General features: G+C 70.8%; 25 protein-coding genes. 12 read left to right on the forward strand and 13 right to left on the reverse strand.

All coding sequences use genetic code 11. From position 1 onward, the window contains the following. Nucleotides 1–4 precede the first annotated feature (4 nt). From AB0K15_RS36585 to AB0K15_RS36600, 4 genes are read left to right on the forward strand one after another with little or no spacing between them, the layout of a single operon-like run. Nucleotides 5–964: an ABC transporter permease gene (locus AB0K15_RS36585; protein WP_364061317.1), complete on the forward strand. Its 960-nt coding sequence runs from the start codon at nt 5–7 to the stop codon at nt 962–964. After that, nucleotides 961–1,791, forward strand: coding sequence for an ABC transporter permease (locus tag AB0K15_RS36590; protein WP_364061320.1), 831 nt, complete (start codon nt 961–963; stop codon nt 1,789–1,791). The genes AB0K15_RS36585 and AB0K15_RS36590 overlap by 4 nt, the downstream gene beginning before the upstream one ends. Next, nucleotides 1,788–3,413, forward strand: coding sequence for an ABC transporter ATP-binding protein (locus AB0K15_RS36595; protein ID WP_364061323.1), 1,626 nt, complete (start codon nt 1,788–1,790; stop codon nt 3,411–3,413). Before AB0K15_RS36590 ends, AB0K15_RS36595 begins: the two co-directional genes overlap by 4 nt. Beyond that, complete coding sequence (locus tag AB0K15_RS36600; RefSeq protein WP_364061326.1) at nt 3,410–4,300, forward strand: ROK family protein; 891 nt, start codon at nt 3,410–3,412, stop codon at nt 4,298–4,300. The genes AB0K15_RS36595 and AB0K15_RS36600 overlap by 4 nt, the downstream gene beginning before the upstream one ends. Here AB0K15_RS36600 and AB0K15_RS36605 read toward each other — a convergent pair. Continuing rightward, nucleotides 4,297–5,046: an MBL fold metallo-hydrolase gene (locus AB0K15_RS36605; RefSeq protein ID WP_364061328.1), complete on the reverse strand. Its 750-nt coding sequence runs from the start codon at nt 5,044–5,046 to the stop codon at nt 4,297–4,299. The two genes, AB0K15_RS36600 and AB0K15_RS36605, sit on opposite strands and share 4 nt — an antisense overlap. An 86-nt stretch (nt 5,047–5,132) precedes the next feature. On the opposite strand from AB0K15_RS36605, the gene AB0K15_RS36610 reads away from it, so the two are divergent. Beyond that, a complete protein-coding gene (locus tag AB0K15_RS36610) occupies nt 5,133–6,086 on the forward strand; it encodes a helix-turn-helix domain-containing protein (RefSeq protein ID WP_364061331.1) in 954 nt (317 codons plus the stop codon). Here AB0K15_RS36610 and AB0K15_RS36615 read toward each other — a convergent pair. Beyond that, the gene (locus AB0K15_RS36615) at nt 6,064–8,109 is read right to left on the reverse strand and encodes a glycoside hydrolase family 2 TIM barrel-domain containing protein (RefSeq protein WP_364061334.1); all 2,046 of its coding nucleotides are present in this window, start codon (nt 8,107–8,109) and stop codon (nt 6,064–6,066) included. The two genes, AB0K15_RS36610 and AB0K15_RS36615, sit on opposite strands and share 23 nt — an antisense overlap. Before the next feature lie 430 nt (nt 8,110–8,539). On the opposite strand from AB0K15_RS36615, the gene AB0K15_RS36620 reads away from it, so the two are divergent. After that, nucleotides 8,540–9,472, forward strand: coding sequence for an MBL fold metallo-hydrolase (locus AB0K15_RS36620; protein WP_364061337.1), 933 nt, complete (start codon nt 8,540–8,542; stop codon nt 9,470–9,472). A 34-nt stretch (nt 9,473–9,506) separates the two neighbouring features. Here AB0K15_RS36620 and AB0K15_RS36625 read toward each other — a convergent pair whose 3' ends face one another. Further along, nucleotides 9,507–9,779, reverse strand: a complete 273-nt coding sequence (locus AB0K15_RS36625; RefSeq protein WP_364061340.1) for a hypothetical protein — start codon at nt 9,777–9,779, stop codon at nt 9,507–9,509. Between the two features lie 195 nt (nt 9,780–9,974). Between AB0K15_RS36625 and AB0K15_RS36630 the strand changes: the two genes are divergently transcribed. Then, complete coding sequence (locus AB0K15_RS36630; protein WP_364061343.1) at nt 9,975–11,048, forward strand: aldehyde dehydrogenase family protein; 1,074 nt, start codon at nt 9,975–9,977, stop codon at nt 11,046–11,048. A 150-nt stretch (nt 11,049–11,198) separates the two neighbouring features. Here AB0K15_RS36630 and AB0K15_RS36635 read toward each other — a convergent pair whose 3' ends face one another. The 10 genes from AB0K15_RS36635 to AB0K15_RS36680 form a co-directional block, all read right to left on the reverse strand. Next, nucleotides 11,199–12,203, reverse strand: a complete 1,005-nt coding sequence (locus AB0K15_RS36635) for an iron-siderophore ABC transporter substrate-binding protein (RefSeq protein WP_364061346.1) — start codon at nt 12,201–12,203, stop codon at nt 11,199–11,201. A 16-nt stretch (nt 12,204–12,219) separates the two neighbouring features. Beyond that, a complete protein-coding gene (locus tag AB0K15_RS36640) occupies nt 12,220–13,020 on the reverse strand; it encodes an ABC transporter ATP-binding protein (RefSeq protein WP_364061395.1) in 801 nt (266 codons plus the stop codon). Between the two features lie 33 nt (nt 13,021–13,053). Beyond that, nucleotides 13,054–14,100 (reverse strand): iron chelate uptake ABC transporter family permease subunit, encoded by a 1,047-nt coding sequence (locus AB0K15_RS36645; RefSeq protein ID WP_364061349.1) that lies wholly within the window; start codon nt 14,098–14,100, stop codon nt 13,054–13,056. Beyond that, on the reverse strand, nt 14,097–15,116 hold the full coding sequence (locus AB0K15_RS36650) for an iron chelate uptake ABC transporter family permease subunit (protein WP_364061352.1): 1,020 nt from the start codon (nt 15,114–15,116) through the stop codon (nt 14,097–14,099). Before AB0K15_RS36650 ends, AB0K15_RS36645 begins: the two co-directional genes overlap by 4 nt. 204 nt (nt 15,117–15,320) lie before the next feature. Further along, a complete protein-coding gene (locus tag AB0K15_RS36655) occupies nt 15,321–15,740 on the reverse strand; it encodes an Lsr2 family protein (RefSeq protein ID WP_364061355.1) in 420 nt (139 codons plus the stop codon). Between the two features lie 57 nt (nt 15,741–15,797). Beyond that, complete coding sequence (locus tag AB0K15_RS36660; protein WP_364061358.1) at nt 15,798–16,376, reverse strand: GNAT family N-acetyltransferase; 579 nt, start codon at nt 16,374–16,376, stop codon at nt 15,798–15,800. 89 nt (nt 16,377–16,465) lie between these two features. Next, on the reverse strand, nt 16,466–16,849 hold the full coding sequence (locus tag AB0K15_RS36665; protein WP_364061362.1) for a hypothetical protein: 384 nt from the start codon (nt 16,847–16,849) through the stop codon (nt 16,466–16,468). A gap of 179 nt (nt 16,850–17,028) precedes the next feature. Then, on the reverse strand, nt 17,029–18,669 hold the full coding sequence (locus AB0K15_RS36670; protein ID WP_364061365.1) for an alkaline phosphatase family protein: 1,641 nt from the start codon (nt 18,667–18,669) through the stop codon (nt 17,029–17,031). 59 nt (nt 18,670–18,728) lie between these two features. Next, nucleotides 18,729–19,964 carry a Dyp-type peroxidase gene (locus AB0K15_RS36675; RefSeq protein ID WP_364061368.1) on the reverse strand — a complete coding sequence of 412 codons (1,236 nt, stop codon included), beginning with the start codon at nt 19,962–19,964 and terminating at the stop codon, nt 18,729–18,731. Then, complete coding sequence (locus tag AB0K15_RS36680) at nt 19,961–21,136, reverse strand: EfeM/EfeO family lipoprotein (protein WP_364061371.1); 1,176 nt, start codon at nt 21,134–21,136, stop codon at nt 19,961–19,963. The genes AB0K15_RS36675 and AB0K15_RS36680 overlap by 4 nt, the downstream gene beginning before the upstream one ends. A 376-nt stretch (nt 21,137–21,512) precedes the next feature. On the opposite strand from AB0K15_RS36680, the gene AB0K15_RS36685 reads away from it, so the two are divergent. From AB0K15_RS36685 to AB0K15_RS36705, 5 genes are read left to right on the forward strand one after another with little or no spacing between them, the layout of a single operon-like run. After that, the gene (locus AB0K15_RS36685) at nt 21,513–21,722 is read left to right on the forward strand and encodes a hypothetical protein (protein ID WP_364061374.1); all 210 of its coding nucleotides are present in this window, start codon (nt 21,513–21,515) and stop codon (nt 21,720–21,722) included. Between the two features lie 41 nt (nt 21,723–21,763). Beyond that, nucleotides 21,764–22,120, forward strand: a complete 357-nt coding sequence (locus AB0K15_RS36690; RefSeq protein WP_364061377.1) for a VOC family protein — start codon at nt 21,764–21,766, stop codon at nt 22,118–22,120. A 4-nt stretch (nt 22,121–22,124) separates the two neighbouring features. Next, nucleotides 22,125–22,829 carry an RraA family protein gene (locus AB0K15_RS36695; RefSeq protein ID WP_364061380.1) on the forward strand — a complete coding sequence of 235 codons (705 nt, stop codon included), beginning with the start codon at nt 22,125–22,127 and terminating at the stop codon, nt 22,827–22,829. Beyond that, the gene (locus AB0K15_RS36700; RefSeq protein ID WP_364061383.1) at nt 22,819–23,541 is read left to right on the forward strand and encodes an SDR family oxidoreductase; all 723 of its coding nucleotides are present in this window, start codon (nt 22,819–22,821) and stop codon (nt 23,539–23,541) included. Before AB0K15_RS36695 ends, AB0K15_RS36700 begins: the two co-directional genes overlap by 11 nt. After that, complete coding sequence (locus tag AB0K15_RS36705; protein WP_364061386.1) at nt 23,538–23,927, forward strand: NUDIX hydrolase; 390 nt, start codon at nt 23,538–23,540, stop codon at nt 23,925–23,927. Before AB0K15_RS36700 ends, AB0K15_RS36705 begins: the two co-directional genes overlap by 4 nt. The last annotated feature ends 91 nt before the right edge of the window (nt 23,928–24,018 follow it).

Genomic DNA, 24,018 nt, shown 5'->3' on the forward strand with positions numbered 1-24,018 from the left:
GGACATGACCCGCTACCTCCTCAAGCGGCTCGTGCTGGCCGTGGTCGTGGTGCTGCTGGTCACCGTGGTCACGTTCGTGCTGCTGCACCTGCTGCCCGGTGGCCCGGCGCGCGGCGTGCTCGGCGTGAAGGCCACGCAGGAGCAGATCGACGCGTTCAACAAGGCCCAGGGCTTCGACCAGCCGCTGCCCGTGCAGTACTGGGAGTACCTGGTGCGCCTGCTGCACGGCGACCTGGGCGACTCGTACACGCAGAACTCCCCCGTCTCGACGCTGCTGGCAGAGCGCGTGCCGAAGACGCTGCTGCTCACCGCGATCTCGACGTTGCTCGCGATCGTGGTGGCGCTGCCGGTGGGCGTGTGGCAGGCGGTGCGGCGCGGGAAGGCCGCGGACCACGTGACCACCGGGGTCACGTTCCTGCTCTACGCGACGCCGGTGTTCTTCTTGTCGCTGGTGCTGATCATCGTGTTCGCGCAGGTGCTGCCGTTGTTCCCGGCGCAGGCCGCGCAGGGCGAGACGATCGGTGAGCTGCTCTCGCAACCGGGCTCGCTGGTGCTGCCGGTGGTCGCGGGCATGGGGGCGGCGCTGGCCGCGTTCAGCCGGTACATGCGAGCGTCCACTCTGGACAACCTCGCCGAGGACTACGTGCGCACCGCCCGCGCGAAGGGCACGCCGGAGCGCACGATCATCTGGCGGCACGTCTGGCCCAACTCGCTGACGTCGGTCGTGTCGATGCTCGGCTACTACGTGCCGGTGGTGTTCAGCGGCTCGCTGGTGGTGGAGTCGATGTTCAACTACCCCGGCGTCGGCCTGCTGTTCTGGACGGCCGCGCGCAACGCCGACTTCCCCGTGCTGCTCGGGGTGGTGCTGGTGATCGCCGTGGCGACCGTGATCGGCTCGCTGCTCGCGGACGTCGTGCAGCTCGTGATCGACCCGCGCGTGCGGGTGAAGGGGGTGCGGTCGTGACCGTCCTTTCGCGGGTCTTCGGGCGGCGCACGGCGCTCGCCGGCGCGATCCTGCTGCTGCTGGTGATCCTCTTCTGCTTCTTCGGCCCGTTGCTCTACGGCACGGACCAGTCGCACACCGACCTCTCCGCCGCGCGGCTCGGGCCCGGCAGCGGGCATCCGCTGGGCACCGACGACCTCGGCTACGACGTGCTCGGCCGGCTGATGGTGGCCGGGCGGACGTCGCTGATCATCGGCGTGCTGGCCGGGCTCATCGCCACCGCGATCGGCGCGGTGTGGGGCGCGCTCGCCGGCTACACCGGCGGCTGGCTCGACACGGTGCTGATGCGCGTGGTCGACACCGGCGTCGCGATCCCCGCGTTGTTCCTGCTGCTGGTGGCGGCCACGCTGGTCACCCCCAGCGTCGGAGTGCTGGCGCTGATCATCGGCTGCGTGTCGTGGCTGGTACCGGCGCGGCTGATGCGCGCGGAGACGGTGAGCCTGCGCGAACGCGACTACATCCGCGCGATCACGGTGCTCGGCGCGAGCCGCACGCGCGTGGTGTTCCGGCACGTGATCCCCAACGCCATCGGCACGGTGGTGGTGAACGCGACGTTCCAGATCGCCGACGCCATCCTGCTCGTGGCGTACGTGAGCTTCCTCGGCCTCGGCGTGCCCGCGCCGGACACCGACTGGGGCGCGATGCTGTCGAAGGGCATCACCTACACGTTCGACGGCGCGTGGTGGCTGATCCTGCCGCCGGGCATCGCGATCGTGCTCGTGGTGTGCGCGATCAACTTCCTGGGCGACGGACTGCGCGACGCGTTCGCGGTGAAGGGACGGCGATGAGCGAGCCGGTACTCGACATCCGCGACCTGCGGGTGTCCTATGGGGACGGTGACCCGGCCGTCGACGGGCTGTCGCTGACGGTCGAGCCGGGCGAGATCGTGGCGGTGGTCGGCGAATCCGGCTCGGGCAAGAGCACGGCCGCGCTCGCCGTGCTGGGGCTGCTGCCCGCGTCGGCTTCGGTGTCGGGGGCGATCGAGCTGGCTGGGCGGAACGTGCTCGAGCTGAACGGCGAAGAGCTGCGGCACCTGCGCGGGCAGGGCGCGGGGATGGTGTTCCAGGAGCCGATGACGGCGCTGAACCCCTTGCTGCGCATCGGCTTCCAGCTCGCGGAGGCGATCCGCAACCACGACCGCCGGCGACGGCGGCACAAGCACTACTTCCCGCGGTGCGTGGAGCTGCTGGCACGCGTGGGGGTGCCGGAGCCCGAGGCGCGGCTGAAGCAGTATCCGCACGAGCTTTCCGGTGGGTTGCGCCAGCGCGTGATGATCGCGATCGCACTGGCCGCGCGACCGAAGCTGATTATCGCGGACGAGCCGACGACGGCGCTGGACGTCACCGTTCAGCAGCAGATCCTCGACCTGCTGAGGGACATCCGGGAGACCGAGGGCACGGCGACGCTGCTGATCACGCACAACATGGGCGTGGTGGCGGATGTCGCCGACCGGGTGCTCGTGCTGCGCTCCGGACGGCTCGTGGAAGAGGCTCCGACGGCCGAGCTGTTCTCCACCCCGCAGGTCGCCTACACGCGTGAGCTGCTGGCCGCCGTGCCGCGGCTGGGCGCGGGCGAGCACGCCGACGCCGCGCCGGCGCCGGACAAGCCGGTGCTGGCGTTGACGGACATCGTGGTGGAGTACGGCGGGAAGCGGGCCGTGGACTCGGTGTCGCTGAGCGTCGGGCCGGGCGAGATCGTGGGGCTGGTCGGCGAATCGGGCTCGGGCAAGACGACGCTGGGCAACTGCGCGCTGGGCCTGATCACGCCGAAGTCGGGTCGCGTCGAGGTGCTCGGCGGACCGTTGCCACGCGGCACGGGACGCTCGGCGCGGGGGGTGCGGCGCCAGATCGGCGCGGTGTTCCAGGATCCGGCGTCTTCGCTGGACCCGCGGATGACCGTGGGCCAGACCGTGGCCGAGCCGCTGGTCATGCACACGTCCGCCGGACGCCCCGAGCGGCGGCGCCGCGTGCGCGAGCTGCTCGACGCCGTGGAGCTGCCGGAGTCGCTGATGGAGCGCTACGGCCACGAGCTGTCCGGTGGGCAGCGCCAGCGCGTGAGCCTCGCGCGGGCGCTCGTGCTGGGGCCGAAGCTGCTGATCGCCGACGAGCCGACGAGCGCGCTCGACGTGTCCGTGCAGGCCGTGGTGCTGGACGTGTTCAAGCGGCTGCACGAGGAGTTCGGGTTCGGCTGCCTGTTCGTGAGCCACGACCTCGCGGTGGTCGACAGCCTGTGCGACCGCGTCGCCGTGCTGCGCGGCGGCGAGCTGGTGGAGCAGGGGCCGGCCGCGCGGGTGCTGCGGGAGCCGTCGCACACCTACACGCAGGCGTTGCTGCTGTCCTCGCCCGTGCCGGACCCCGCGGTGCAGCGGAGCCGCCGGGACGCGCTGACGGACGTGGATCCCGCGGCGTGAGCGGAGCGTGGGCCGGGGTCGACATCGGCGGGTCGAAAACGCTCGTGGTCGTGTGTGACGCCGACGGCCGGGAGCTGGCGTCGGCGGCGGCGGATTCGGGTGCGCACCTGGGTGGCGCGGCGATCCTGGACCGGGCGGCCGCGCTGGTTCTGTCCCTGGCGCACGGCGAGCTGGCCGGGGTCGGCGTCGGCGCGGCCGGCGTGGTGGAGCCGGAGACCGGGACGATCGTGGTCACCGGCGACTCGTTCACGGGCTGGGCGGGCACGGCCGTCAACGCGGGCCTTTCCGCTCGGTTGGGCGGGGTACCGGTGGTGACGGAGAACGACGTGAACGCGTTCCTCCTCGGCGAACTGTCCACAACGGACCGGCACGTGCTCGGCGTCGCGCTGGGCACGGGTGTCGGCGGCGCGCTGTACGTGGACGGCACCCTCCTGCACGGCGGCGGCACGGGGGCCGGCGAGATCGGCCACGTCGGCACCTACGGCCCGGCGCCGTGCACCTGCGGGCAGACCGGGCACCTGGAGGCCTACGCGTCCGGCCGCTCCCTGGCCCGCCGCTACGCGGAGGCGACGGGCGTGTCCCTGCGCGCCGAGGCCGTCGCGGCCGCCGCGCTGGACGGTGACGAGGCCGCGTTGACGGTGTTCACCGACGCCGGGCGCTTCCTCGGCGAGGCGATCACGCACGCGTGCGGCCTGCTCGGCATCGCGACGGCCGTGGTCGGCGGTTCCGTGACGAACTCGTGGGCGCTGCTGGAGAAGCCGATGCAGGAGGCACTGGCCGAGCACCCCCTGCTGTCGGGTTCTCCGGTGGACGTGCGGCTGGCCAGGGGTGGTGCGAAGGCCGTGGCGCTGGGTGCGGTCGCGCTCGTCCGGTCCCCGCGGCCCTAGCCGACCTCGGCTTCCTCGCCCGGCTTGAGCAGGTGCAGCCTTGCCGCCTTGCCGGCGAACGCCTCCTCCAGCGTGTCGGCGCCCTGCGTGAAGTGGCCCCAGCCCTGGAAGTGCAGCGGCACCACGTCGACGGCCCCCAGGATCTCCGCGGCCTCGGCGGCCGACGGGCTCGGCAGCGTGAGGAAGCCGTCGACGAGCGGCGTGCGCGCCCCGCCCGCGAACAGCACGGCGATCGGCACCGGCCCGACGCGGCCGGCGATCTCGCGCACCAGCGTCAGCGACGCGTTGTCGCCGCTCACGTACACCGCCGGCAGGCCTTCGGCGGACAGCAGGAAGCCGGTAACCTCGCCGACCTTGGGCTCGGAGCCCTCCGGTCCGTGCAGCGCGGGCATCCCGGTCACGCGCACGCCCCCGACCTCCACGTGCTCCCAGTTCGGCAGCGCCCGGGCCGTCCCGCCGAGGCGTTCGGCCCCGGAGGTCGTGGTGAGCACGAGCGGCGCCGTCTCGAGGTACGCGCGGCCACCACGGTCGAGGTTGTCCGGATGCTGGTCGTGCGACAGCAGCACGGCGTCCACGGCGCCGACCTCGGCAGGACTCGCCACGGGCCCGGTCGTCTTCACGAGCGCGCGGTTGCCGATCGGGTACTCCCCCGGCTGGTCGAACGTCGGGTCGGTCAGGAACCGCACCCCGCCGTAGGTGATCAACGACGTCGGACCGCCGAGATGGCGCAGCGAGAAAGTGGTCATGCCGCCATCCTGCCTCGTTCGGCCGGCCATCGGTGAGTGGCAGTGAAGTCGTTCATCGATGAGATCCTGCCAGCTATCCTCTAGGGGTGCAGAAGATCGCGTTGGTGCTGTTCGAGGGGGCTCGGCTGTTCGACACGGCCGTGGTCGACGAGGTGTGGGGCGCGCGCAGCGGGCCGGGGGCCGAGTTGCGCAAGTGCGCGGCCACGAAGGACCCCGTGCGGCTGACGGGAGGCGCCACCATCACCCCGGAACGGACGTTGGCCTGGGTGCGCACCGCGGACGTCGTCGTGGTGCCGGGCCTGGCGAACCTCGACGCGAAGCCCGCGCCCGAGCTGCTCACCGCGTTGCGGGCGGCCCATCGGGCGGGCGCGCAGGTCGCCGGCTTGTGCCTGGGCGCGTTCGTGCTGGGCGCGGCCGGGCTGCTGGACGGGCGATCGGCCGCCACGCACTGGCGCTTCACGACCGAGCTCGCGCGGCGGCATCCGTCCGCCCAGGTCGACGCCGGCGTGCTGTACGCCGGCGGCGACGGGGTGTGGACGTCGGCGGGCGTCGCCGCCGGCATCGACCTCTGCCTGCACCTCGTGCGGCTCACCCAGGGCGCGGACGCCGCGGCGGCGATCGCCCGGTCCATGGTCACGGCGCCGTTCCGCTCGGGCGGGCAGGCGCAGTTCATCACCGTTCCCACGCCGCCCCGAGACGAGGAACCACTGGCCGCCGTGCGGGAACGCGCGTTGCGGGAGCTGCGGCGGCCGTTGACGGTCGCCGAACTGGCGGGCTGGGCGTCGATGTCCGAGCGCACGTTCGCGCGCCGGTTCGTGGCCGAGACCGGCACCACGCCCGTGCGCTGGCTGCTGGACCAGCGCATCGCCCGGGCGCAGCAGCTGCTGGAGAGCTCCGACCTGCCGGTCGCCGAGATCGCCGGGTGTTGCGGCTTCGGCTCACCAGTGTCGTTCCGGCAGCACTTCACCCGCCACGTCGGGGTCGCGCCCAGCCGCTACCGCACGGACTTCCGGCCGGCTACGGCGTCAGCGTCCAGGTGACGGTGTCCGTGTAGGAGTGTCCATTACGGACACCGGTCACCGTGACCACGTTCTTGCCGGGCTTGAGCGTGACCGGCCAGGTGTAGATGTGGTCGGGTGACGCGGCGGGCGCGCCGACCGGGGTTCCGTTCAGGGTGAGCGCGACCGTGTCCACCCCGTTGCCGTACGCCTTCACCGTGGTGGTCGCGGTCGTGCGGTCGGTCCAGCGGCGGCTGGTGAGGTAGACGAACGGCGTGGTCGTCCAGTTGGCCTTGTACCAGTAGAACGCGTCCTTGCGGACCTGGCGGTCGTAGGTGACCAGGCCCTTGTCGTTGCGGCCGAGGGTGTCGCCTTCGGTGCGGCCGTCGGAGGCGAAGTCGAACATGTTCCACACGAACGTGCCCCACAGGTAGGGCCGTGTTTCGATCTGCTTCCACGAGTTCTCGTGCACGAAGCTCTCGTACTCCTCGGGGTGCACGCGCGACGGGATCACCGGCGGTTTCACCGTGGAGATCTCGACGTGGTCGTGGATGCTGCCGCCGGCGCCGTACTCGCTGATCGCGATCTTGCGCGCGGGGTCGGCCGCGTGCAGCTGGTCGGTCCACGGGCCGGGGCCGGGCGCGGACAGGTCGTACCAACCGTAGTACTTGTTGTAGGCCGCGAGGTCCGCGTGGCCGGACACGGCGTCCTGGCCGCCCTTGTGGTTGGCGTACACGGAAAGCCGTGTCGGGTCCTCGGCCTTCACCTGGTCGGCGAGGGTTTGCAGGATGCCGTTGGCGACGTCGTCGTTCTTGGCCTGCTCGTTGCCGATGCCCCAGAACGCGATGGACGGGTGGTGGCAGTTCTGGCGGATGAGCTCCGACATCTGCTGCGTCGCGTTGGCGCGGAACGCGGCGCTGTCGGTGATGCCGTTGACGAGCGGGATCTCCGCCCACACCACGTACCCGCGCTGGTCGGCGAGGTCGTAGACGTGCTGGGACTGCTGGTAGTGCGCGGTCCGCAGCGCGTTGACGCCCATCTCGTCCATGAGGTCGAAGTCCTGGTCGCGCTGCCGGTCGGCCACGGCCCAGCCCTCGTCGAGGCGGTCCTGGTGCGCGTTGACGCCGTGGAGGGCGACGTGCTTTCCGTTGAGGAACAACCCTTCGTCGGGGTCCACCGTGGATTCCCGGAGCCCCAGGGTTTGCGTCACGGTGTCGGTGACGCGGCCGGTGCGCGCGTCGAGGACGTCGACGGTCGCGTCGTAGAGGTACGGGTCGGCTTTGCCCTGCCAGAGGTGCGGCTCGGCGATGCCCAGCTGCTGCTTGATGTCGGCGTCGCCGGCCAGCTGCCGCGGCTCCGACGTGGCCTGCGCGACGACGTGCCCCCGGGCGTCGGCGACGGTCGTGCGCACGGCTGCCGCACGGGCGGCGCCGGAACTGTTGCGCACCTTGGTGACCACGTCGATGCTCGCCGACTCCGCCGTCACCGCGCGCGGTGTCAGGTAGAAGCCCGGGCCGCCGAAATCGTCCATCCGCACGGCGAGCGGGTCCACGGCCACCAGCGAGACGTCGCGGTAGATGCCGCCGAAGAACGTGTAGTCGGCGCTGAGCGGGACGACGTCGGCCTGCGCCGAGTTGTCCACGCGCACCGCGATCACGTTGTCGCGCCCCGGTTTCAGGGCGTCGGTCGCGTCGAAGCGGAACGTCGCGTAGCCCCCGCGGTGCTGTCCGAGGTGCACCCCGTCGACCCACACGTCGGCGACGCTGTCGACGCCGTCGAACTGCAGCCACAGCCGTTTGCCCGGTGCGGTTCGCGGCGGCGTGACGTGCTTGCGGTACCAGCCGGCGCCGCGGTAGTAGTTGCCGCCGCCGTCCTGGCCGTCGAGCGCGTTCCACGTGTGCGGCACGCTCGTGCGCTCCCACGACCCGTCGGCGAACCCGGGCTGCTCGGCTCCGGGCACGTCGGCCCGCACGAACCGCCACCCCGCGTCGAGGTCCGTCTGGACCCGGCCCGCACTTTTCGCGGCGCTCGAACCCGCCGGTGCGAACGCCAAACTCAGGGCCACGGCCAACACCACGGGCAACCAGCGCCGCACGACACACCTCGTCATTCACAGATATGAACGGGGTTCAACAGATTGAACGGACAGTAGGCGGCTGGTCACCGAGGAGTCAACGCGTAAACCGGACAAAGGCGGGTCAAGCGCCGGAAGCAGTACTAAAGTTCCGAACCACACCCGCGACCTGGTCCGGACAACCCTTCACCTGAAGTGATCACGACGTCACCGCAAGTCGCCGACCTGAGGGAACTCCGAACCGGAGGTAGGGTCTGCCCGTCGGCGTAGGGAGGTATCCGCGTGGACTGTGCGACGTAGCACACGGTGGGCTCGCAGCCTGCTGACATACGCCCGCTTGGTCTATACCATTCACAGGTCAGTGATCCACTACCATGCAGTGGTCCGGGATCACGGCGGCGCAGCCCACGAGGGGGACCCCATGCCCGCCATCAGGCGAAACATCGTGCCGCTCAGGTACTCCGACCCGAGCGTGGTCGCCTACGTCCGCAGCCCGACCGACTGGCTCGTGTCCAACTGCGGCTGGATCCGCGGCCGGTCCGGCGTGATGCTGGTCGACACGTGCGGCACCGAGCGGGACACGCTCGACCTGGTCAAGGACGTCCGCAAGTACTCGACCGTCGAAATGCCGCTCACGCTGGTGCTCACCCACGCCCACGGCGCGCACCACAACGGCGCCGGCGTGGCGCTGCGCAACGGCGGGCGCATCCTCGCCGCCGAGTCGGCCGTGTCCGCTGTGCGGGCGGGGCCGCAGCGGTACGAGGACACGTTCGACTGCACGAACTGGGGCACGCTCGAAGCGCCGAAACCCGAGGCCGTGCACGCCGTCACCACGCCGCGTGAGGTCGACCTCGGCGGGGTGGTCGTGGAGGTCGTGCCGTTCCCCGGCGTCGCGCACACCGACGGCGACCTGGTGGTGTTCGAGCCCAAGACCGGCACGCTGTTCACGGGCGACCTGCTCTCCGTCGGCTCCACGCCGATGGCGCTGCACGGCTCGATCCCCGGCTGGCTCGACGCGCTCTACTGGCTGGACAAGACTTTCCCGACCGTCCGCACGTTCGTGCCCGGCCACGGCGCGCTCAGCCACCCGGGCAGCTTCCCCGTCGCCGTGCTGCGCACCTACCTCAACTGGCTGCTCGACGCGACCACCCCGGAAACCCCCGACTTCGCCGAGCTGGCCACGATCGCGCGCCGCCGCTGGCCGAACTGGAGCAACCCCGAGCGCCACGTCGGCAACCTCATGCGCGCGCACGCCGACCAGCACGGCCGGCCGCTGCAGGAGAAAACCGCGCTGCGCGCGATCCTCGACGCGGTGGGCGGGAAGATCGACCTCGACGCGCGGCTGGGCCTCTAAGACCCGGTCATCCGCCGCCGCAGGCCCGAAGGCGTCACCCTGTACTCCGCCCGGAACGCCCGCGAAAGCCACGGCTGGTCGGTGATCCCCCCAGCGCGCCGCGCCGCCGGCCCTGCTCCACGAGCGCGCCGCCGCGCTCGATCAGGCAGATCTTCAGCAGCTCGACGTTGCCCGTGCGGGACGTGCGGCGCACCACCTGCGTGGTGCCCCGCACATCGTAGATCCCGACGTCGCCGAGCCACGCACTCGCGGGCGCGTTCGCCGGGCTGCACGCCGAACGGCACGGCGGCTTGCTTCCGCTCGGCACCCTCGACGCGATGCGTGCCGACCGCACCCAGAACGACCTGGGAGATGCCGCTGGTGCGAAGCCGGCAGGCCGACGCTCCTCGGTCACTGGGGCGCCGCCTCATTGCGGCGCGAACCAAAGGGTGGCCCGAAGCTCTACAGAACAGTTGTCGTAGCGCGCCAGACTTGTTGTTCGTCGGTGTATGCGCAGCACGGCATGCCGATCGCGAGCCCCGCGATGCGGGCGGAGACCGGCTACCCGGCCGGGCTCCTGCAGCTGTACGGCGGGACCATCCGCGAGCAACCCGTCGAGGAAACCCGCCAGGGCGCCTTCGGCGGCAACGCCGTGGTCCGCCGCGAACCGGCGGGTGTCGTCGCGGCGATCGTGCCGTGGAACTTCCCGCAGACGCTGCTGTTCGTCAAGCTCGCCCCTGCGCCGGCGGCCGGCTGCTCGATCGTCGTGACGCGCTCGACGGAGACGGTGCTCGACACCTTCCTGCTCGCCGAAGTCCTCGAAGACCTGGGCCTTCCACCGGGCGTGGTGAGCATCGTGCCGGGTGGCCGCGAGCTCGGCGCGTACCTGGTGAAGCACGCCGGGGTGGACAAGGTCACGTTCACCGGCTCGACGGTGGCCTGCCGCGCGATCGCCTCGGCGTGCGCGGGGCTGCTGCGCCCGGCCACGCTGGAGCTGGGCGGCAAGTCGGCGGCGATCATCCTCGACGACGCGGATGTCGCCGGCAGCGTCGAGGGCCTGGTCGTGGCCACGATGATGAACAACGGCCAGACCTGCTTCCTCGGCACCCGCGTGCTCGCGCCGCGCAACCGCTACGGCGAGGTCGTGGACGTGCTCACCGACCTTGCCGCGGGCGCGTCATCGGTGACGCGCTCGACGAGCGCACCACGGTCGGCCCGATGGCCAGCTCCGCGCACCGCGCCCGGGTGGAGGGCTACATCGCGAAGGGCAAGGCCGAAGGCGGACGGGGTGACCACCGGCGGCGGCCGGCCGAACGGCCGTGACGTCGGCTGGGTCGTGGAGCCGACGATCTTCGCCGAGGTGGACAACTCGGCCACGACTTCGCGCGAGGAGATCTTCGGGCCCGTGCTGTCGGTGATCCCCTACAGCGACGAGGCCGACGCCGTGGCCATCGCCAACGACTCCGACTTCGGGCTCGGCGGCACCGTCTGGACCACCGACCCCGACCGCGGCATGGCCGTGGCCCGGCGCGTCGAGACGGCCACGATCGGCGTGAACACCTGCCTGCCCGACCCGGAGCGCCCTTCGGCGGGGTGAAGGCCGGCGGCATCGGCCGCGAGCTGGGCCGGAGGCGCTGGGCAACTACCAGCAGTTCAAGACGATCTACCGCGGCGCCTGACGCCACACCCGCGCAGGCCTGCCCGGATCGCCCGGGGAGGCCTGCGCGGTGTCAGAGTGCGAAGTAGGTCAGCCGAGGTACTTCTTCAGGTCGTCGAGCACGTGGTCGGCGCCGATCGGGCCCAGGCCGAGGAACCACACCTCGTCGGAGACGCGGATGGCGTGCTGCGACTTCACGGCGCTCAGGCCGGCCCACAGCCCGCTGCTCGTCACGGCCTTCTCGTCGGCGTTCGGGCCCGCGCCGTAGCTGGAGTAGAAGATCCAGTCGCCGTTCGCCTCGTCGATGCGTTCGCGCGAGATCTGCTTGGCCAGCTCGTTGATGTGCTGGTTGTCCGGCCGCTGCAGGCCGACGTCCTTGAAGATCACGCCGATGAACGACAGATCGCCGTAGATCCGGATGCCCGTGGAGTGGAAGCGCAGCAACGAGATCTTGGGGTTGCCCTTGATCCCGGCCTTCACCTCGTCGGCCTTCTTCTGGTACGCGTTCAGCGCCGCCACGGCCTTGTTCTCCTGGCCCAGTGCCGCCCCCACCAGCAGCAGGTTCTCCTTCCACGGGAAGCCCGGGCGGATGCTGAACACCGTCGGCGCGATCTTCGACAGCTGCGGGTACAGGTCGTTGGCGCGCAGCTTGCTGCCGAGGATCAGGTCCGGCTGCAGCGAAGCGATCTTCTCGAGGTTGAGGTTGTCGGTGTTGCCGATCGTCGGGATGCCCTTGGCGCGGTCGGCGAGGTAGCTCGGCACACCGGTCTGGCCGGCCGTGGTGGCCATGCCGACGGGCGTGACGCCCAGCGCCAGCACGTCGTCGAGCTCACCGCTGTCGAGCACGACCACGCGGGTGGGCGCCTTCTCGATCTTCGTCTTGCCCAGCGCGTGGGTGGCCGTGCGCGGGAAGACGCCGGGACCGACGTCGGCCTTCAGCTTGGCGGTCTCGGTGTCGGCCGTGGAGAACAGGCGGCCGCCGGTGGCGACGTCCTTGTCCCCCACGCCCGAGGTGGTCGTGTTGGCGGGCTGGCTGCACGCGCCCAGGAGCATGACGGCGGCGAGGACGCCGACGACCTTGGTCCATCTGGCCATCGTGGGATGTTCCTTCCTAGGGCTGGGTGGTGGGAGTACCAGCGCGGTGGCGGCCGATCGGGACGACCATGGGTGTGCCGGACACGGGATCGCCGATGATCCGGCAGGGCATGCCGAACACGTCCTCGACGAGCTCGGCGGTGAGGATGTCGCCGGGGGCGCCCTCGGCGGCGATCGACCCGTTTTTCATGGCGATGAGGTGATCGCCGTAGCGGGCCGCGAGGTTGAGGTCGTGCAGCACGATCACGACGGTGGTGCCGTCGTTGTGGTTGAGGTCGGCGAGCAGATCGAGCACCTCGACCTGGTGGCTGATGTCGAGGAACGTGGTGGGCTCGTCGAGCAGCAGCAACGGCGTGCGCTGCGCGAGCGCCATCGCGATCCACACGCGCTGGCGCTGCCCGCCCGACAGCTCGTCGACGGGCCGGGCCGCGAGCTCCACGGTGTCGGTGGCCAGCATCGCGCGCGCCACCGCGTCGTCGTCCTCGTCGTTCCAGCGGCGGAACACGCCCTGGTGCGGGTAGCGGCCGCGGCCGACGAGGTCGGCGACCGTGATGCCCTCGGGCGCGGTGGGCGACTGCGGCAGCAGGCCGAGCACCCGGGCGACATCCTTGCTGCGCAAGGAGGAGATGCGCTCGCCGTCGAGGAACACCGCACCGGCCGAGGGGGCGAGCAGGCGCGCCAGGCCGCGCAGCAGCGTCGACTTACCGCACGCGTTGGTCCCCACGATCATGGTGACCTTGCCCTCGGGGATGCGCACCGAGAGGTCCTTCACCACCGTCACGGGCCCGTAGCCGAGCTCGAGACCTTCGGTATGCAGGGTGGGTGTCGTCGGTTTCACGCGCCTTCTCTCTCAGACTCGGCCGGCCCGGTTCGCCGTGGCGAGGAGGTACAGCAGGTACGGCGCGCCGACGGCCCCGGTCACGACACCCACCGGCAGCTGCGTGCCGAGCAGGTGCTGCGCGACGAAGTCGCCGAGCAACGTCACGAGCGCGCCGGTGAGGGCGGGCGCGACGAGGCCGACGCGGGCGCCGCCCACGAGCCGCGTCGCCACGGGGTTCGCCACGAACGCCACGAAGCTCACCGGCCCGGCCGCCGCCGTCGCGAACGCGGCGAGCGCGGTGGCGACGAGGAGCAGCAGCAGCCGCATGCGTTCCACGCGCAGGCCGAGCCCGGCCGCGGTGTCGTCGCCCAGCTGCAGCCCGGTGAGCGCGCGGCTCAGCAGCAGCGCAGCCGGGCCGAGCACCACGAGGGCGATCGCGAGCGGCACCACCTTGTCCCAGCTCGCGCCGTTGAGGTTGCCGGTGAGCCACACCAGGGCCTGTTGCGCCAGCGTCACGTCGGCCCACGTCATCAGGTACGACACGATGCTGGCGAGCACCGCGCCGACCCCGACACCGATGAGCACGAGCCGGTAGCCGTTCACGCCGCCGCGGCGCGAGAGCACGTAGATGATCACGCCGGTGAGCAGCGCGCCGACGAACGCGGCGGCCGAGAGCACCGGGCCGGACACGCCGACCAGGACCAGGCAGATCACCGCGGCGGCGCTGGCCCCCTGCGTCACGCCGATCACGTCGGGGCTGGCGAGCGGATTGCGCAGCAGCCGCTGGAAAAGCGCGCCGCCGAGTCCGAACGCGACACCCACGAGCACGGCGGCCACGGCGCGCGGGAGCCGCAGCTGCGTGACGACGTAGGCGCCGCCGCCCGTGCCGTCGCCGAAGAGGATGCCGGGCAGCTGTCCCAAGGGGACGTTGAAGTCGCCGACGGCCAGCGACAGCGCGAAAACCAGGACGAGCAGAACGAAGAGCACGATCGACACGAGCCACACCCGCGCCGCGCCCTGGCGGCGGGCGGCCGAGACCGCCTTCAGCGCGTCCGCCAGCTCCAGGGGCGGCTTCACACCTTCACCAGCTTCCGGCGCCGCACCAGCACGATGAACACGGGCGCGCCGATCACGGCGGTCACGATGCCCACCTGTACCTCGGCCGGACGCGCGATGACCCGGCCGATCACGTCGGCCACGAGCAGCAGCAACGGCGCCAGCAAAGCGGAGTACGGCAGGAGCCACCGGTGGTCGGGCCCGGTGATCAGCCGCGCGACGTGCGGCACGGTCAGCCCGACGAAGGCGATCGGGCCGGCGATCGCCGTCGCCGATCCACAGAGGACGACCACCGCGAGCGCGCAGACCGCCCGCGCCACAGCCACGTTCTGACCCAGCGCGCGGGCGACGTCCTCGCCCAGCGCCAGCGCGTTGAGCATCCGCGCGGCCACCAGCGCGAGCACGACACCGACCACGATGAACGGCACGGCCTGCGTGATCGTCGACGCGTCGCGCCCGGTCAGCGAGCCCACCTGCCAGAAGCGGAACTGGTCGAACGTGGTGGTGTCGGTGAGCAGCAGCCCGCTCGTGACGGACTGCAGCGCCGCCGTCACCGCCGCGCCCGCGAGCGCGAGCTTCACCGGTGTGGCACCGACCCGGCCGAGCGCGCTGATCCCGTAGACGACCACCGCGGCGGCGGCCGCGCCGGCGAAGCCGAACCAGACGTATCCGGTGACGGTCGTGATACCGAGCGTGCTGATGCCCAGCACCACGAACAGCGCGGCGCCCGCGTTCACGCCCAGCAGGCCGGGGTCGGCGAGCGGATTGCGCGTGGCGCCTTGGATCACGGCGCCGGACAGTCCCAGTGCGACACCCGCGAGCACACCCACGAGCGTGCGCGGCAGGCGCAGCTCGTGCACCACGAGGTGATCGGGATTCGTGGCGTCGTAGTGGAACAAGGAGTCGAGGACGGTGCCGAACGACAGCCCGCGCGATCCGACGGCGATGCTCAGCGCGGCGGCCAGCACGAGCGCCACCAGGAGCACCACGAGCCCCGCCGTCAGCGAGAGTGTTCTCGGGCGGGCTCTCTCGGCCACAGTCGGTTACCTTCACTCGCAGGACATTTAGGCTTGGCTACCCTACCCCGCGCGTGGCGCCGTCGTCGTGTGGCCATCACCACGGTCATCACGTGTCATCACTGCTACACCGCCTGGTGATTTCGCCGTGGTGGGCGAAGCATCCCGTAACAGCCGAAAGGGGTCCGTCACCGCGGTGACGGACCCCTTTCGCGGAAGCTCGGCTCAGGCGTTGGCCTTCTTGCGCGGCGCACGCTTGCGGGCCGGCTTGGCGGGAGCCTCTTCGACCTCGTCGATCTCTTCTTCCCGCTCTTCGTAGGCCTTCACGATCTCCGCGGGGAGCCGGCCCCGGTCGGACACCTTGAAGCCGTTGGCCTCGGCCCACTCCCGCATGAGGCGGTTGCGCTCCCGATCGGCGGCGGACGACGTCGCCCGCGGCGCCTGCCCGGCGGCCATGCGCACCTTGCGGCCCCCGACACGGCGGGACGCGCTGACGTAGCGCGCGAGCTCATCGCGGAGCGCGGCGGCGTTGTCTTCGGACAGATCGATCTCGTAACTCACACCGTCGAGGCTGAAGGGGACGGTCTGATCGGCAATGCTGCCGTCGATGTCGTCCACCATCTCGACGTGAACCTTCTGCGCCATGGTTCGTCGTTCCTTCACCTTCTACAGGACGTGCCTGGGGGAACCCTATCGTGTCGACTAATGTCGCGCGGTGCTGGACACCCATTCCTCTCTGGACAGCGCGTACTCGACGTCGCCGTGTTCCGCGCCTTCCAGGTATTCCGGCCACTCGAGGAAGAAGGTGCGCACGAGCACGAGCCCCGCCTTCTCGAGCACCCGCCGGGAACGGGTGTTGACCGTCATCGTCGTCGCGACGACCCGCTCGGCACCGAGTTCCGCGAATGCCTTGCCCAGCACCGCTTGCAGCCCTTCCGTCGCGAACCCGCGACCCCACACCGCGGACAGCAGGCGGTATCCGACTTCGGTACCGCCGCCCTCGAGACCACGGCTCGTCGCCGGCCGCACCGAGAACCACCCGGCGAATTGGTCCGTCGCCGAATTCACGGCGGCGAAACACCCGAGTCCCGCGGGCAGATCCCGGTATTCCGCGAGGAAACCCGGAAGTGTCGTGCCCTCGACGACTTCACGGGACACCGGGCGGCCGTCGTCGACGAAGCGCATCACCTCGGGATCACCGTGGAGATCCGCGAGCACGCCGGCGTCGGCGGGCGTGAACCGGCGCAGCCGCAGTCGCGGCGTTTCGGTCCACGTGGCCATGGCGGGGATTGGACCAGTGCGGCCGTCGGAGCGCAAGGGGCATTTCCGAACTGTGGCCTCCGGCCGGAAAATCGCCGCGAAAAATGCGCTCAGCCGCGCGTGAAGCCGCCCAAGTGGTGCGGGAAGACGGTGATCGGCACGCCCGCGCCGGCCAGGTCGCGCAGCATCGTCAGGATCGCCTCCGTGGGCGTGCCGTGGACGCGGATGCTCGTGGTGGCCGTGAGGTTCTCGCGGAACGCCGGGTCGGCGTGCTCGGTGAGCACGCGCATGTGGTGCTCGAACGAGTCGGTGTCCGGGTGGACCTGCACGAACTCGACCTCGGTGCCGTCCGCGCTCGCGTACTCGTGGAACGCGATCAGCCGCGGCTCGTGGGCGTCGACGAACCGGGCCCAGCCGGGCGCGCGGCCCTGCTCGGCGTCGAACCTGCCGGGGACCACGCTGTTGGTGGCGATGAAGACGAACGGTCCGGTCACGGTGACCACCTCCGTCCATCATCCAACCAGTTGGTTACTTGATTCGCCACCGGAACCACCGTCGCGCCGGCGACAGCGGGCGGGCCCGGAAACGGCCGAAGGCCACCGGGTTCGCAAACCCGGTGGCCTTCGGAACTGGGTACTGCCGAGTACTACTGGTGTTCGGTACTACGCGGTGTTCAGTGGTGGCCGTTCTTGACGACCGCACCCGTCTTCGGGTCCAGCGGCAGCTTGCCCGCCTGCGGGTACCAGAAGTTGAACATGTTCCACAGCCCGCCGGCGCGGGAGTCGAACGACGAGCCGCCGACGCGACCGGTGAACCAGTTGTCCTCGATGAACTGCAGAACCGAGGTCTGGTCCGTGCGGGTGTGGTCGACGAAGTTCACCTTGCTGTAGGGCGAGATGACCAGCAGCGGCAGGCGCGGGCCGTAACCGCAGCGGTCCGCGGTCGTGCCCAGCTTGGTGCTGGTGCCGGTGCAGACCGACTGGTCCTGCGCGGCGTCCTCCGACCCGTTGATGATCGTGGACTTCTGGTGGTCGTACCAGCCGTCCGAGTCGTCGTAGGCGAGGACGATCGCGGTGGACTTCCACTCCGGCGACTGCTGGATCTTGTTGATCTCGCCGGCGACGAATTGCTGCTCGTCCAGCGGGTCCGAGTTGGCCGCGTGGGCGTCCTCGTAGGCCGGGGCCTTGAGGAAGCTCACCGCGGGCATCGAGCCGGCCTTCAGCGAAGCGTCGAAGTCGGTCATGTCGTAGTTGTGGTTGGCCTGGTCGGTCTGACCGATGGCCTGCACCGAGGACGGCGGCAGGTGCTTCGGGTTCGACGTCGACTTGTAGTACGAGAACGGGTTGTGGTGGGGGCTGTAGTCCACCACGGGGATGCCGCCCACGTTGTTGTGCTGCGCACCGCAGACCGCGAACCCGTTCTGGGTGCCGGTCGGCTTGAAGCCACCCTGGAACCAGCCCCAGGTCACGTGGCGCTGGTTCAGCATGTCACCGATGTTCTTGCCCTGCAGCGAGGCGAGATTGTCGGTGGCGGTGTGGTTCTTGTCCGAGCAGTCGTCGTACGCCGGGTCCGGGTCGTTGATGACCGTGCCGATCCCGTTCTTGTCCGGGGAAACGACGGCGTACGAGTCGGTGGTCGGCTGGTGCGTCACCGAGGTGAGCGCCTGCGCCCCGCCCGTCTGACCGGAGACCAGATTGAGCGCGCCGGGGGTCGACGGGCCGAAGTTCGTGTTGTAGGAGTTGTCGCTCATCGCGTAGTTCTGAGCGTAGTTCCACAGACCCGTGACGGTGTTGCCGTCGTAGTAGTCCATGACCAGGCCCGGTTCGCCATAAAGGATCGGCTGCCCGGTGCACTTGTCGGTCTCGGTCTTCTCGACGAACTTGTCCATCTTGCCGCCGTTGAACGCGGCCTGCTCAGCACCGTAGGAGTGGTTCTGGTCGCAGGTCAGCGCCTGGCTCGGGGACAGGCGCTGAGGGTCGTAGGCGTTGGGGTTGTTGTTCAACAGCTTCTTGTCGAGGCCGTTGACCTTCGGGGTGTTCTTCGCGGCCTTGAACGGCGTGCCGTCCTGGTTGGTCGCGTTGGGGTAGGTGCCGAAGTAGTGGTCGAACGAGACGTTCTCGCCGAAGATCACCACGACGTGCTTGATCGGGGTGAGCGTCGGCAGCCACGACGCCGGGACCGTGTGCAGCGCCTGGGCGTCCGCGGTCGACGCCGTGGAGCCGGTGACGATCGCCAGCGCGGCGGCCGAAGCGAGCGCACCCGCGCCGATCAGCCGGCGCGAACGGCGACGCCGTCTGCCGATTCCTTTGTCCACTGGGGAATCCTCCTGATTTCGATGACCTCGTGGTGGGAACTGCAACTGCGGGAACACGGTCAGGCCAGCAAGGCCCGGCCGTAGTGGTCGTCGGGACCGGTCACCCCCGGCAGCGCCAGGAAGTAGCCGCCACCGAACGGGGAGATGTAATCGACCAGCGGCTCGTCGATGAGCCGCTTCTGGACCGCCTCGAACTGACGCTCGAGGTCCTGCTGGTAGCAGGTGAAGATCAGGCCCATGTCCAGGTTGCCGTTGGTGTCCACGCCGCGGTCGTAGTTGACCGCGCGGCGCAGGATCCGGCTGGAATCCGTCTCCGGCTTCCGGGGGTTCGCCTTGCGGATGTGGCTCGTGAGCGGGATGACGGTGCCGACGGGGTCGTCGGCGTACTTCGGCACGTCCTGCTCGTTGGCGCCGTCCAGCGGCGCGCCGGTGTCGCGGCGGCGGCCGAACATGTTCTCCTGCTCGGTCAGCGACACGCGGTCCCAGAACTCGACGAGCATCCGGATCAGCCGCACGACCTGGTAGCTGCCGCCCTTGGTCCACGCGGGCTCGCCACCGCCCTCGCCGAGCCAGACCAGCTTGTCGTACTCGGCCTCCGTCGGGTTCGAGATGCCGTCCTTGAAGCCCATGAGGTTGCGCGGGGTACCCGAAGGCCGCGGCTGCGAGGCGAAGCCGTTGATCTTCCAGCGCAGCTGCATCCCGCCGCGGGTGGCGCGGGCGATGTCGCGCAGCGCGTGGAGCACGGTGTCGGTGTCGTCGGCCGAGAGCGTGAGCGACAGGTCGCCGTGGCACTGGGCGGCGTCGAGCGCGTCGTTGGGGAACATCGTCATCGGCTTGAGCTTCTTCGGCTTGAGCGCCGCGAGGCCGTAGCGGTCGTCGAACAGCGACGAGCCCACGCCGAGCACCACGCCGAGGTTGCCCGCCGGCACGACCGGGCCCAGCACGCCGGAGTCGGCGGGCGGCGCGGTGATGCCGAATGCCGCGGGGGCGCCGCCGGCGGTGAGGAAGCGCGCCCGGTCGGTGATCTCCTTGAACAGGTCCGTGAGCTCGACCTTGTTGTCGGCGACGACGTCGAACGAGGCCACCACGCTCTGGGCGGGCGACCGGCGCACGATCGCGGCTTGGCGGTCGCCGTGGAACGCGACGCTGCCGGAGCCGGAACCGGAGTCGGCAGCGCTCGCGGCGACCGAGCCGACCCCCACGCCCGCAGCGGCGGTCAGGCCGGCGCCGACGACGGTGCGGCGCAGGAACGTCCGGCGGGAGGACTCCCCGGGCTGGGCAGGCTGGGCGGTCACGAAACCCTCCTGGGTTCGGCGATGGCCGCGATCGGGGCGAGCCGCTCGGTGAGCTCGCTGACGTCGGCGTTGATCTTCTCGCGTTGCGGCGTGGTGAGCGCGGACACGGGCGTCCACGAACCGTCGGGCTTGCGCGCGCCGTCGAGGGTGGTTTCGGTGCGCTTCATCCAGCTGTCCACACCGGACAGTGCGGGGTAGCGCGGGGCGAGCACCGGGCGCAGGACGTCGAGCACGGTCTGCACGCCGTCGAGGTTCGCCCGCGCGGTGGCGAGGTTGGTGCCGCTGCCGTAGTCGGTCTTGCCGGTGAGCTCGAACTGCAGGGCGTTCTCCACGATCTCGTGGGCGCGCAGGCCGAGGTCGTTCGAGTCGACCTGGCTCTGGGGGAAGGCGGTGCGCAGGTCCTGCACGTCGGTGGCCAGCTTGTCGACGACGCCACCGAGCGAGCCCATGTCCTCGTTGTGCCAGAGGCCGTATTCGAGGCGGTGGAAGCCGGTGAAGTCCGGGTCGGAGGTGCCGCCGGGCAGGCCGGCGGTCGTGCCGTTGATGGCGCCGTCGGAGTCGCCGAACGCGTCGTACGCGGCGCCGAGGCGCTCGTAGGTCAGGTGCGCGGTGAGCCAGGTGGACTCGCTCGCGCCGCGGTCGCCACGGTGCACGGCGTCCTTGAGCGCGCCGACGTCGGTGACGAGCGTGTCGAGCCCCTGTGTCACCTTGGCCTGGTAGACCTTGAGCGGCTGCAGGAGGTCGTTCTGGGTCACCGCCGCGACACCCGGGCCGCGCTCCGCGCCCCCACTGACGGTCGTCGTCGGGCCCACGATCGCGGAGGAGTCCTCGGGTAGGCACCGGAAGGCGTACGAGCCGTTACCGAGTGTCACCGACATCGGCCGGGTCGTCCCGGTGCCGAGGCCCTCGACCTCGCCGTAGATCACGCCGGTTTTCGGGTCGATCAGATCGACCTCCGACGTGACGGCCCCGGTGTTGTGGAGATTGAAGATTTGCGGACCGGCCTTGGGGTCCGTCCAGCCCTGACCACAGGCGGAGCGGGAGATCTGGATCTCCGGATCCTGCGCCGACGCCCCGTCGGGCCAGACCGCGAAAGCGATTCCCACGGCCGCGGCGACGACCACGACACCCGCGGCCCCCACCACCCAACGGGCACGTACAGACCCCGGCACGCGCACACTCCTGCCACTCGTTCGGACTACCGGGAGGGAATTATGCGTGCGGAAAGTGAAGAAACAGGGGGTCGAGACCACCTACCTCCCGGGAATTCACCAGGACTTCAACCAAAAACCGATTAAATCGGATATAAGGATCAAAGCACCGCACTGCATTAAGTCCGATTAGCCGTTTATGGTGGGTTTCTCGAACGGGCGCATGGGGGCGAGCGGGCGTGCGAACGACGCGGACGGCCGTGGACGTCGTCGGGTCGGATCTGGCGGTCCGCACGGCGGCGAACCTCCTGAGTGGGGCCGGGATCGGCGTGGTGGTGCTGGAGGAGCTCAGCCGGGAATTCACCGAAAACCGCACCCGTGCCGGGTTCATCGAGGAATGGGCGGTACGGACCCGTGCCTTTGGCCCGGCTTCGCCGGGGCGTGGCAGCACCAGGAGTTCACGCTGTGGCTCTCGGCGATCTTCCGCAAACGGACCGGCCTGTTCCTCGCCCGCGTGGCCGAGGCGTGGCAGTGGCGGCTGCTCGGTGCAGACACGGTGGTCGCGGCGTTCGCGGCGCTGGTCACGGGCAAGGCCGCGGACTGCTGAAACTCGTTGCGCCCCTGGCGTGGACGCGGTTGGCTCGGGGAGTGACTCCGCCACCCGGTTTGCCCACCGTGATCCCGCGCATGATCGTCGAGGACCCGGCGGCCGCCGTGGAGTTCCTGGTCACGGTCTTCGCGGCCACCACCACGCCCACGCCCGGCCCGGCGGAGGTGCGGCTCGGCGACGCACTCGTGCTGGTCTCCGGCGTCTCCGCGGAGCGGGAGGCGTTCCCGGCGTTCCTGTACGTGTACGTGGCCGACGTCGCGGGCACGTACGCCCGCGCGCTGGCCGCGGCAGCCACGTCGGTGGAGGAGCCGCGCGAGACACCGTACGGCGATTTCCGTGCCATGGTGCGGGATCCGTCGGGTAACGTCTGCCGGCTCGCTTCGAGAAAGGCCTGAGGAAATGAAGAACGACGAGCTGCGGCGCCGCTTCGAAACGCTCACCACCGCGCACCTCACGGACGGCTGCCTCCGTGCGCGGCTGCAGGTGCGCTGTGCGCCGGCGGGCACGCGGGCCGCCGCCGGGGCGCGCGTGGCCGGGCGGGTGCTGCCGGCGCGCCACGCGGGCAGCGTGGACGTCTTCCTGGAGGCGCTCATGGGCACCGAGGAGGGCGACGTGCTGGTGGTGGACAACGGCGGGCGCCTCGACGAGAGCTGCGTCGGCGATCTCGTGGCGATCGAGGCCGCCACGGCGGGCGCGTCCGGCATCGTGATCTGGGGCCTGCACCGCGACACCGCCGACCTGCGCGCGATCGGGCTGCCCGTGTTCAGCCTCGGGTCCATGCCGACCGGACCGCTCACGCTCACCGACCGCGCCGCGAACGCGCTCGAGTCCGCGCGCGTCGGCGAGTGGGAGGTGACGACGGACGACCTCGTGTTCGGCGACGACGACGGCGTGGTCTTCGTGCCCGCCGCCGAGGCCGACGACGTGTTGCGCCTCGCGGAGTCCATTCGCGACACTGAGCGCCGCCAGGCCAAGCTCATCCGCGGCGGCAACACGCTGCGCGAGCAGGTGCGGTTCGCCGAGTTCCTGCGCGCCCGCGAGACCAACCCCGCGCTGACCTTCCGCGAGCACCTGCGCGCCGTGGGCGGGGCTATTGAAGAGTGAGCGCCCGGTCGCCCTGGTCACCGGCGTCGGCCGGCGCGCGGGCATCGGGGCGGCCATCGCCGAACGCCTCTCCGCCGACGGCTGGCTCGTCGCGTGCACGCACTGGCAGGCCTACGACGCCCGCATGCCGTGGGGCACGGATCCCGTCCAGGTCGGGGATTTCTCGGTCGAAGCGGATCTGGCCGATCCGGCGGCACCGGCGTCGTTGTTCGACCGCGTGGCTTCTTCCCTGGGCGACGTGACGGCTTTGGTGCTGGCCCACTGCGAGTCCGTCGACTCCGGTTTCCTCGGCACCTCCCTCGAAAGCTTCGACCGGCACTTCGCGGTGAACACGCGCGCGAACTGGCTGCTCATGCGCGAGTTCGCCCTGCGCTACGCGGGCCTGCACGGCGACGGCCGTATCGTCGCCCTGACCAGCGATGCCGTGGTCGGCAACGTCCCCTACGGCGCCAGCAAAGGCGCCCTCGACCGCCTCGTCGTCGCGGCGGCCTCGGAGCTCGGCCCCCGCGGCATCACCGCCAACGCCGTCAACCCCGGCCCGACCGACACCGGCTGGATCGACGGTCCCCTGAACACCACCCTCCGCGACCGCACGCCCCTCGGCCGCCTCGGGACCCCGCGCGACTGCGCCAACCTGGTGTCCTTCCTCTGCGGCCCCGACGGCGCCTGGGTCACCGGCCAGCTCCTCACCTCCAACGGCGGCATCTCATGACCACCAAGCTCCTCGCCTACGCCTGGGTGCGGCGGGGCGCCACGGCTCTCCTGCTGCGCCGCGCGCCCGGCACGTTCCTCGGCGAGCACTGGGAGCTCCCCGGCGGCACCGCCGAGCCCGGCGAAGCCCCGGAGACCACCGCGGTCCGCGAGGTGGCCGAGGAAACAGGACTGCGCGTGCACCTCCTCGGCGAACGCGCCCGCCTCTCGTGGCCCGACCTCACCGGCCGCCCGCTCACGATCCACGCCCGCGTCTACAACGCGGCCGAACCCACCCCGGGCCCGGTCACCCTCAACCCCACCGAACACGACGACTTCACCTGGGCCAGCGCGGAAACCGCCGCGGGCCTGCCTCTCTCACCCCACGTGCGCCGCCTGTTCGGCTAGTACTGCAACGGCAGTTAGTGGTGTTGTGGTAGATCATCCTGGTGGTGGTCGATGTGGTGATGGATCAGCTGGATCGGGTGCATGAGCGGAT

The sequence above is a fragment of the Amycolatopsis sp. NPDC049253 genome, from assembly GCF_040678995.1.
GTDB lineage: Bacteria > Actinomycetota > Actinomycetes > Mycobacteriales > Pseudonocardiaceae > Amycolatopsis.

Excerpts from the sequence above, each read along its gene's own strand:
- AB0K15_RS36695 (WP_364061380.1), top strand. The coding sequence starts at position 22,125 with ATGAAGAACGACGAGCTGCGGCGCCGCTTCGAAACGCTCACCACCGCG.
- AB0K15_RS36605 (WP_364061328.1), bottom strand. The coding sequence starts at position 5,046 with ATGACCACTTTCTCGCTGCGCCATCTCGGCGGTCCGACGTCGTTGATC.
- AB0K15_RS36620 (WP_364061337.1), top strand. The coding sequence starts at position 8,540 with ATGCCCGCCATCAGGCGAAACATCGTGCCGCTCAGGTACTCCGACCCG.
- AB0K15_RS36630 (WP_364061343.1), top strand. The coding sequence starts at position 9,975 with ATGCCGATCGCGAGCCCCGCGATGCGGGCGGAGACCGGCTACCCGGCC.
- AB0K15_RS36655 (WP_364061355.1), bottom strand. The coding sequence starts at position 15,740 with ATGGCGCAGAAGGTTCACGTCGAGATGGTGGACGACATCGACGGCAGC.
- AB0K15_RS36660 (WP_364061358.1), bottom strand. The coding sequence starts at position 16,376 with ATGGCCACGTGGACCGAAACGCCGCGACTGCGGCTGCGCCGGTTCACG.
- AB0K15_RS36595 (WP_364061323.1), top strand. The coding sequence starts at position 1,788 with ATGAGCGAGCCGGTACTCGACATCCGCGACCTGCGGGTGTCCTATGGG.
- AB0K15_RS36635 (WP_364061346.1), bottom strand. The coding sequence starts at position 12,203 with ATGGCCAGATGGACCAAGGTCGTCGGCGTCCTCGCCGCCGTCATGCTC.
- AB0K15_RS36705 (WP_364061386.1), top strand. The coding sequence starts at position 23,538 with ATGACCACCAAGCTCCTCGCCTACGCCTGGGTGCGGCGGGGCGCCACG.
- AB0K15_RS36685 (WP_364061374.1), top strand. The coding sequence starts at position 21,513 with ATGGGCGGTACGGACCCGTGCCTTTGGCCCGGCTTCGCCGGGGCGTGG.
- AB0K15_RS36585 (WP_364061317.1), top strand. The coding sequence starts at position 5 with ATGACCCGCTACCTCCTCAAGCGGCTCGTGCTGGCCGTGGTCGTGGTG.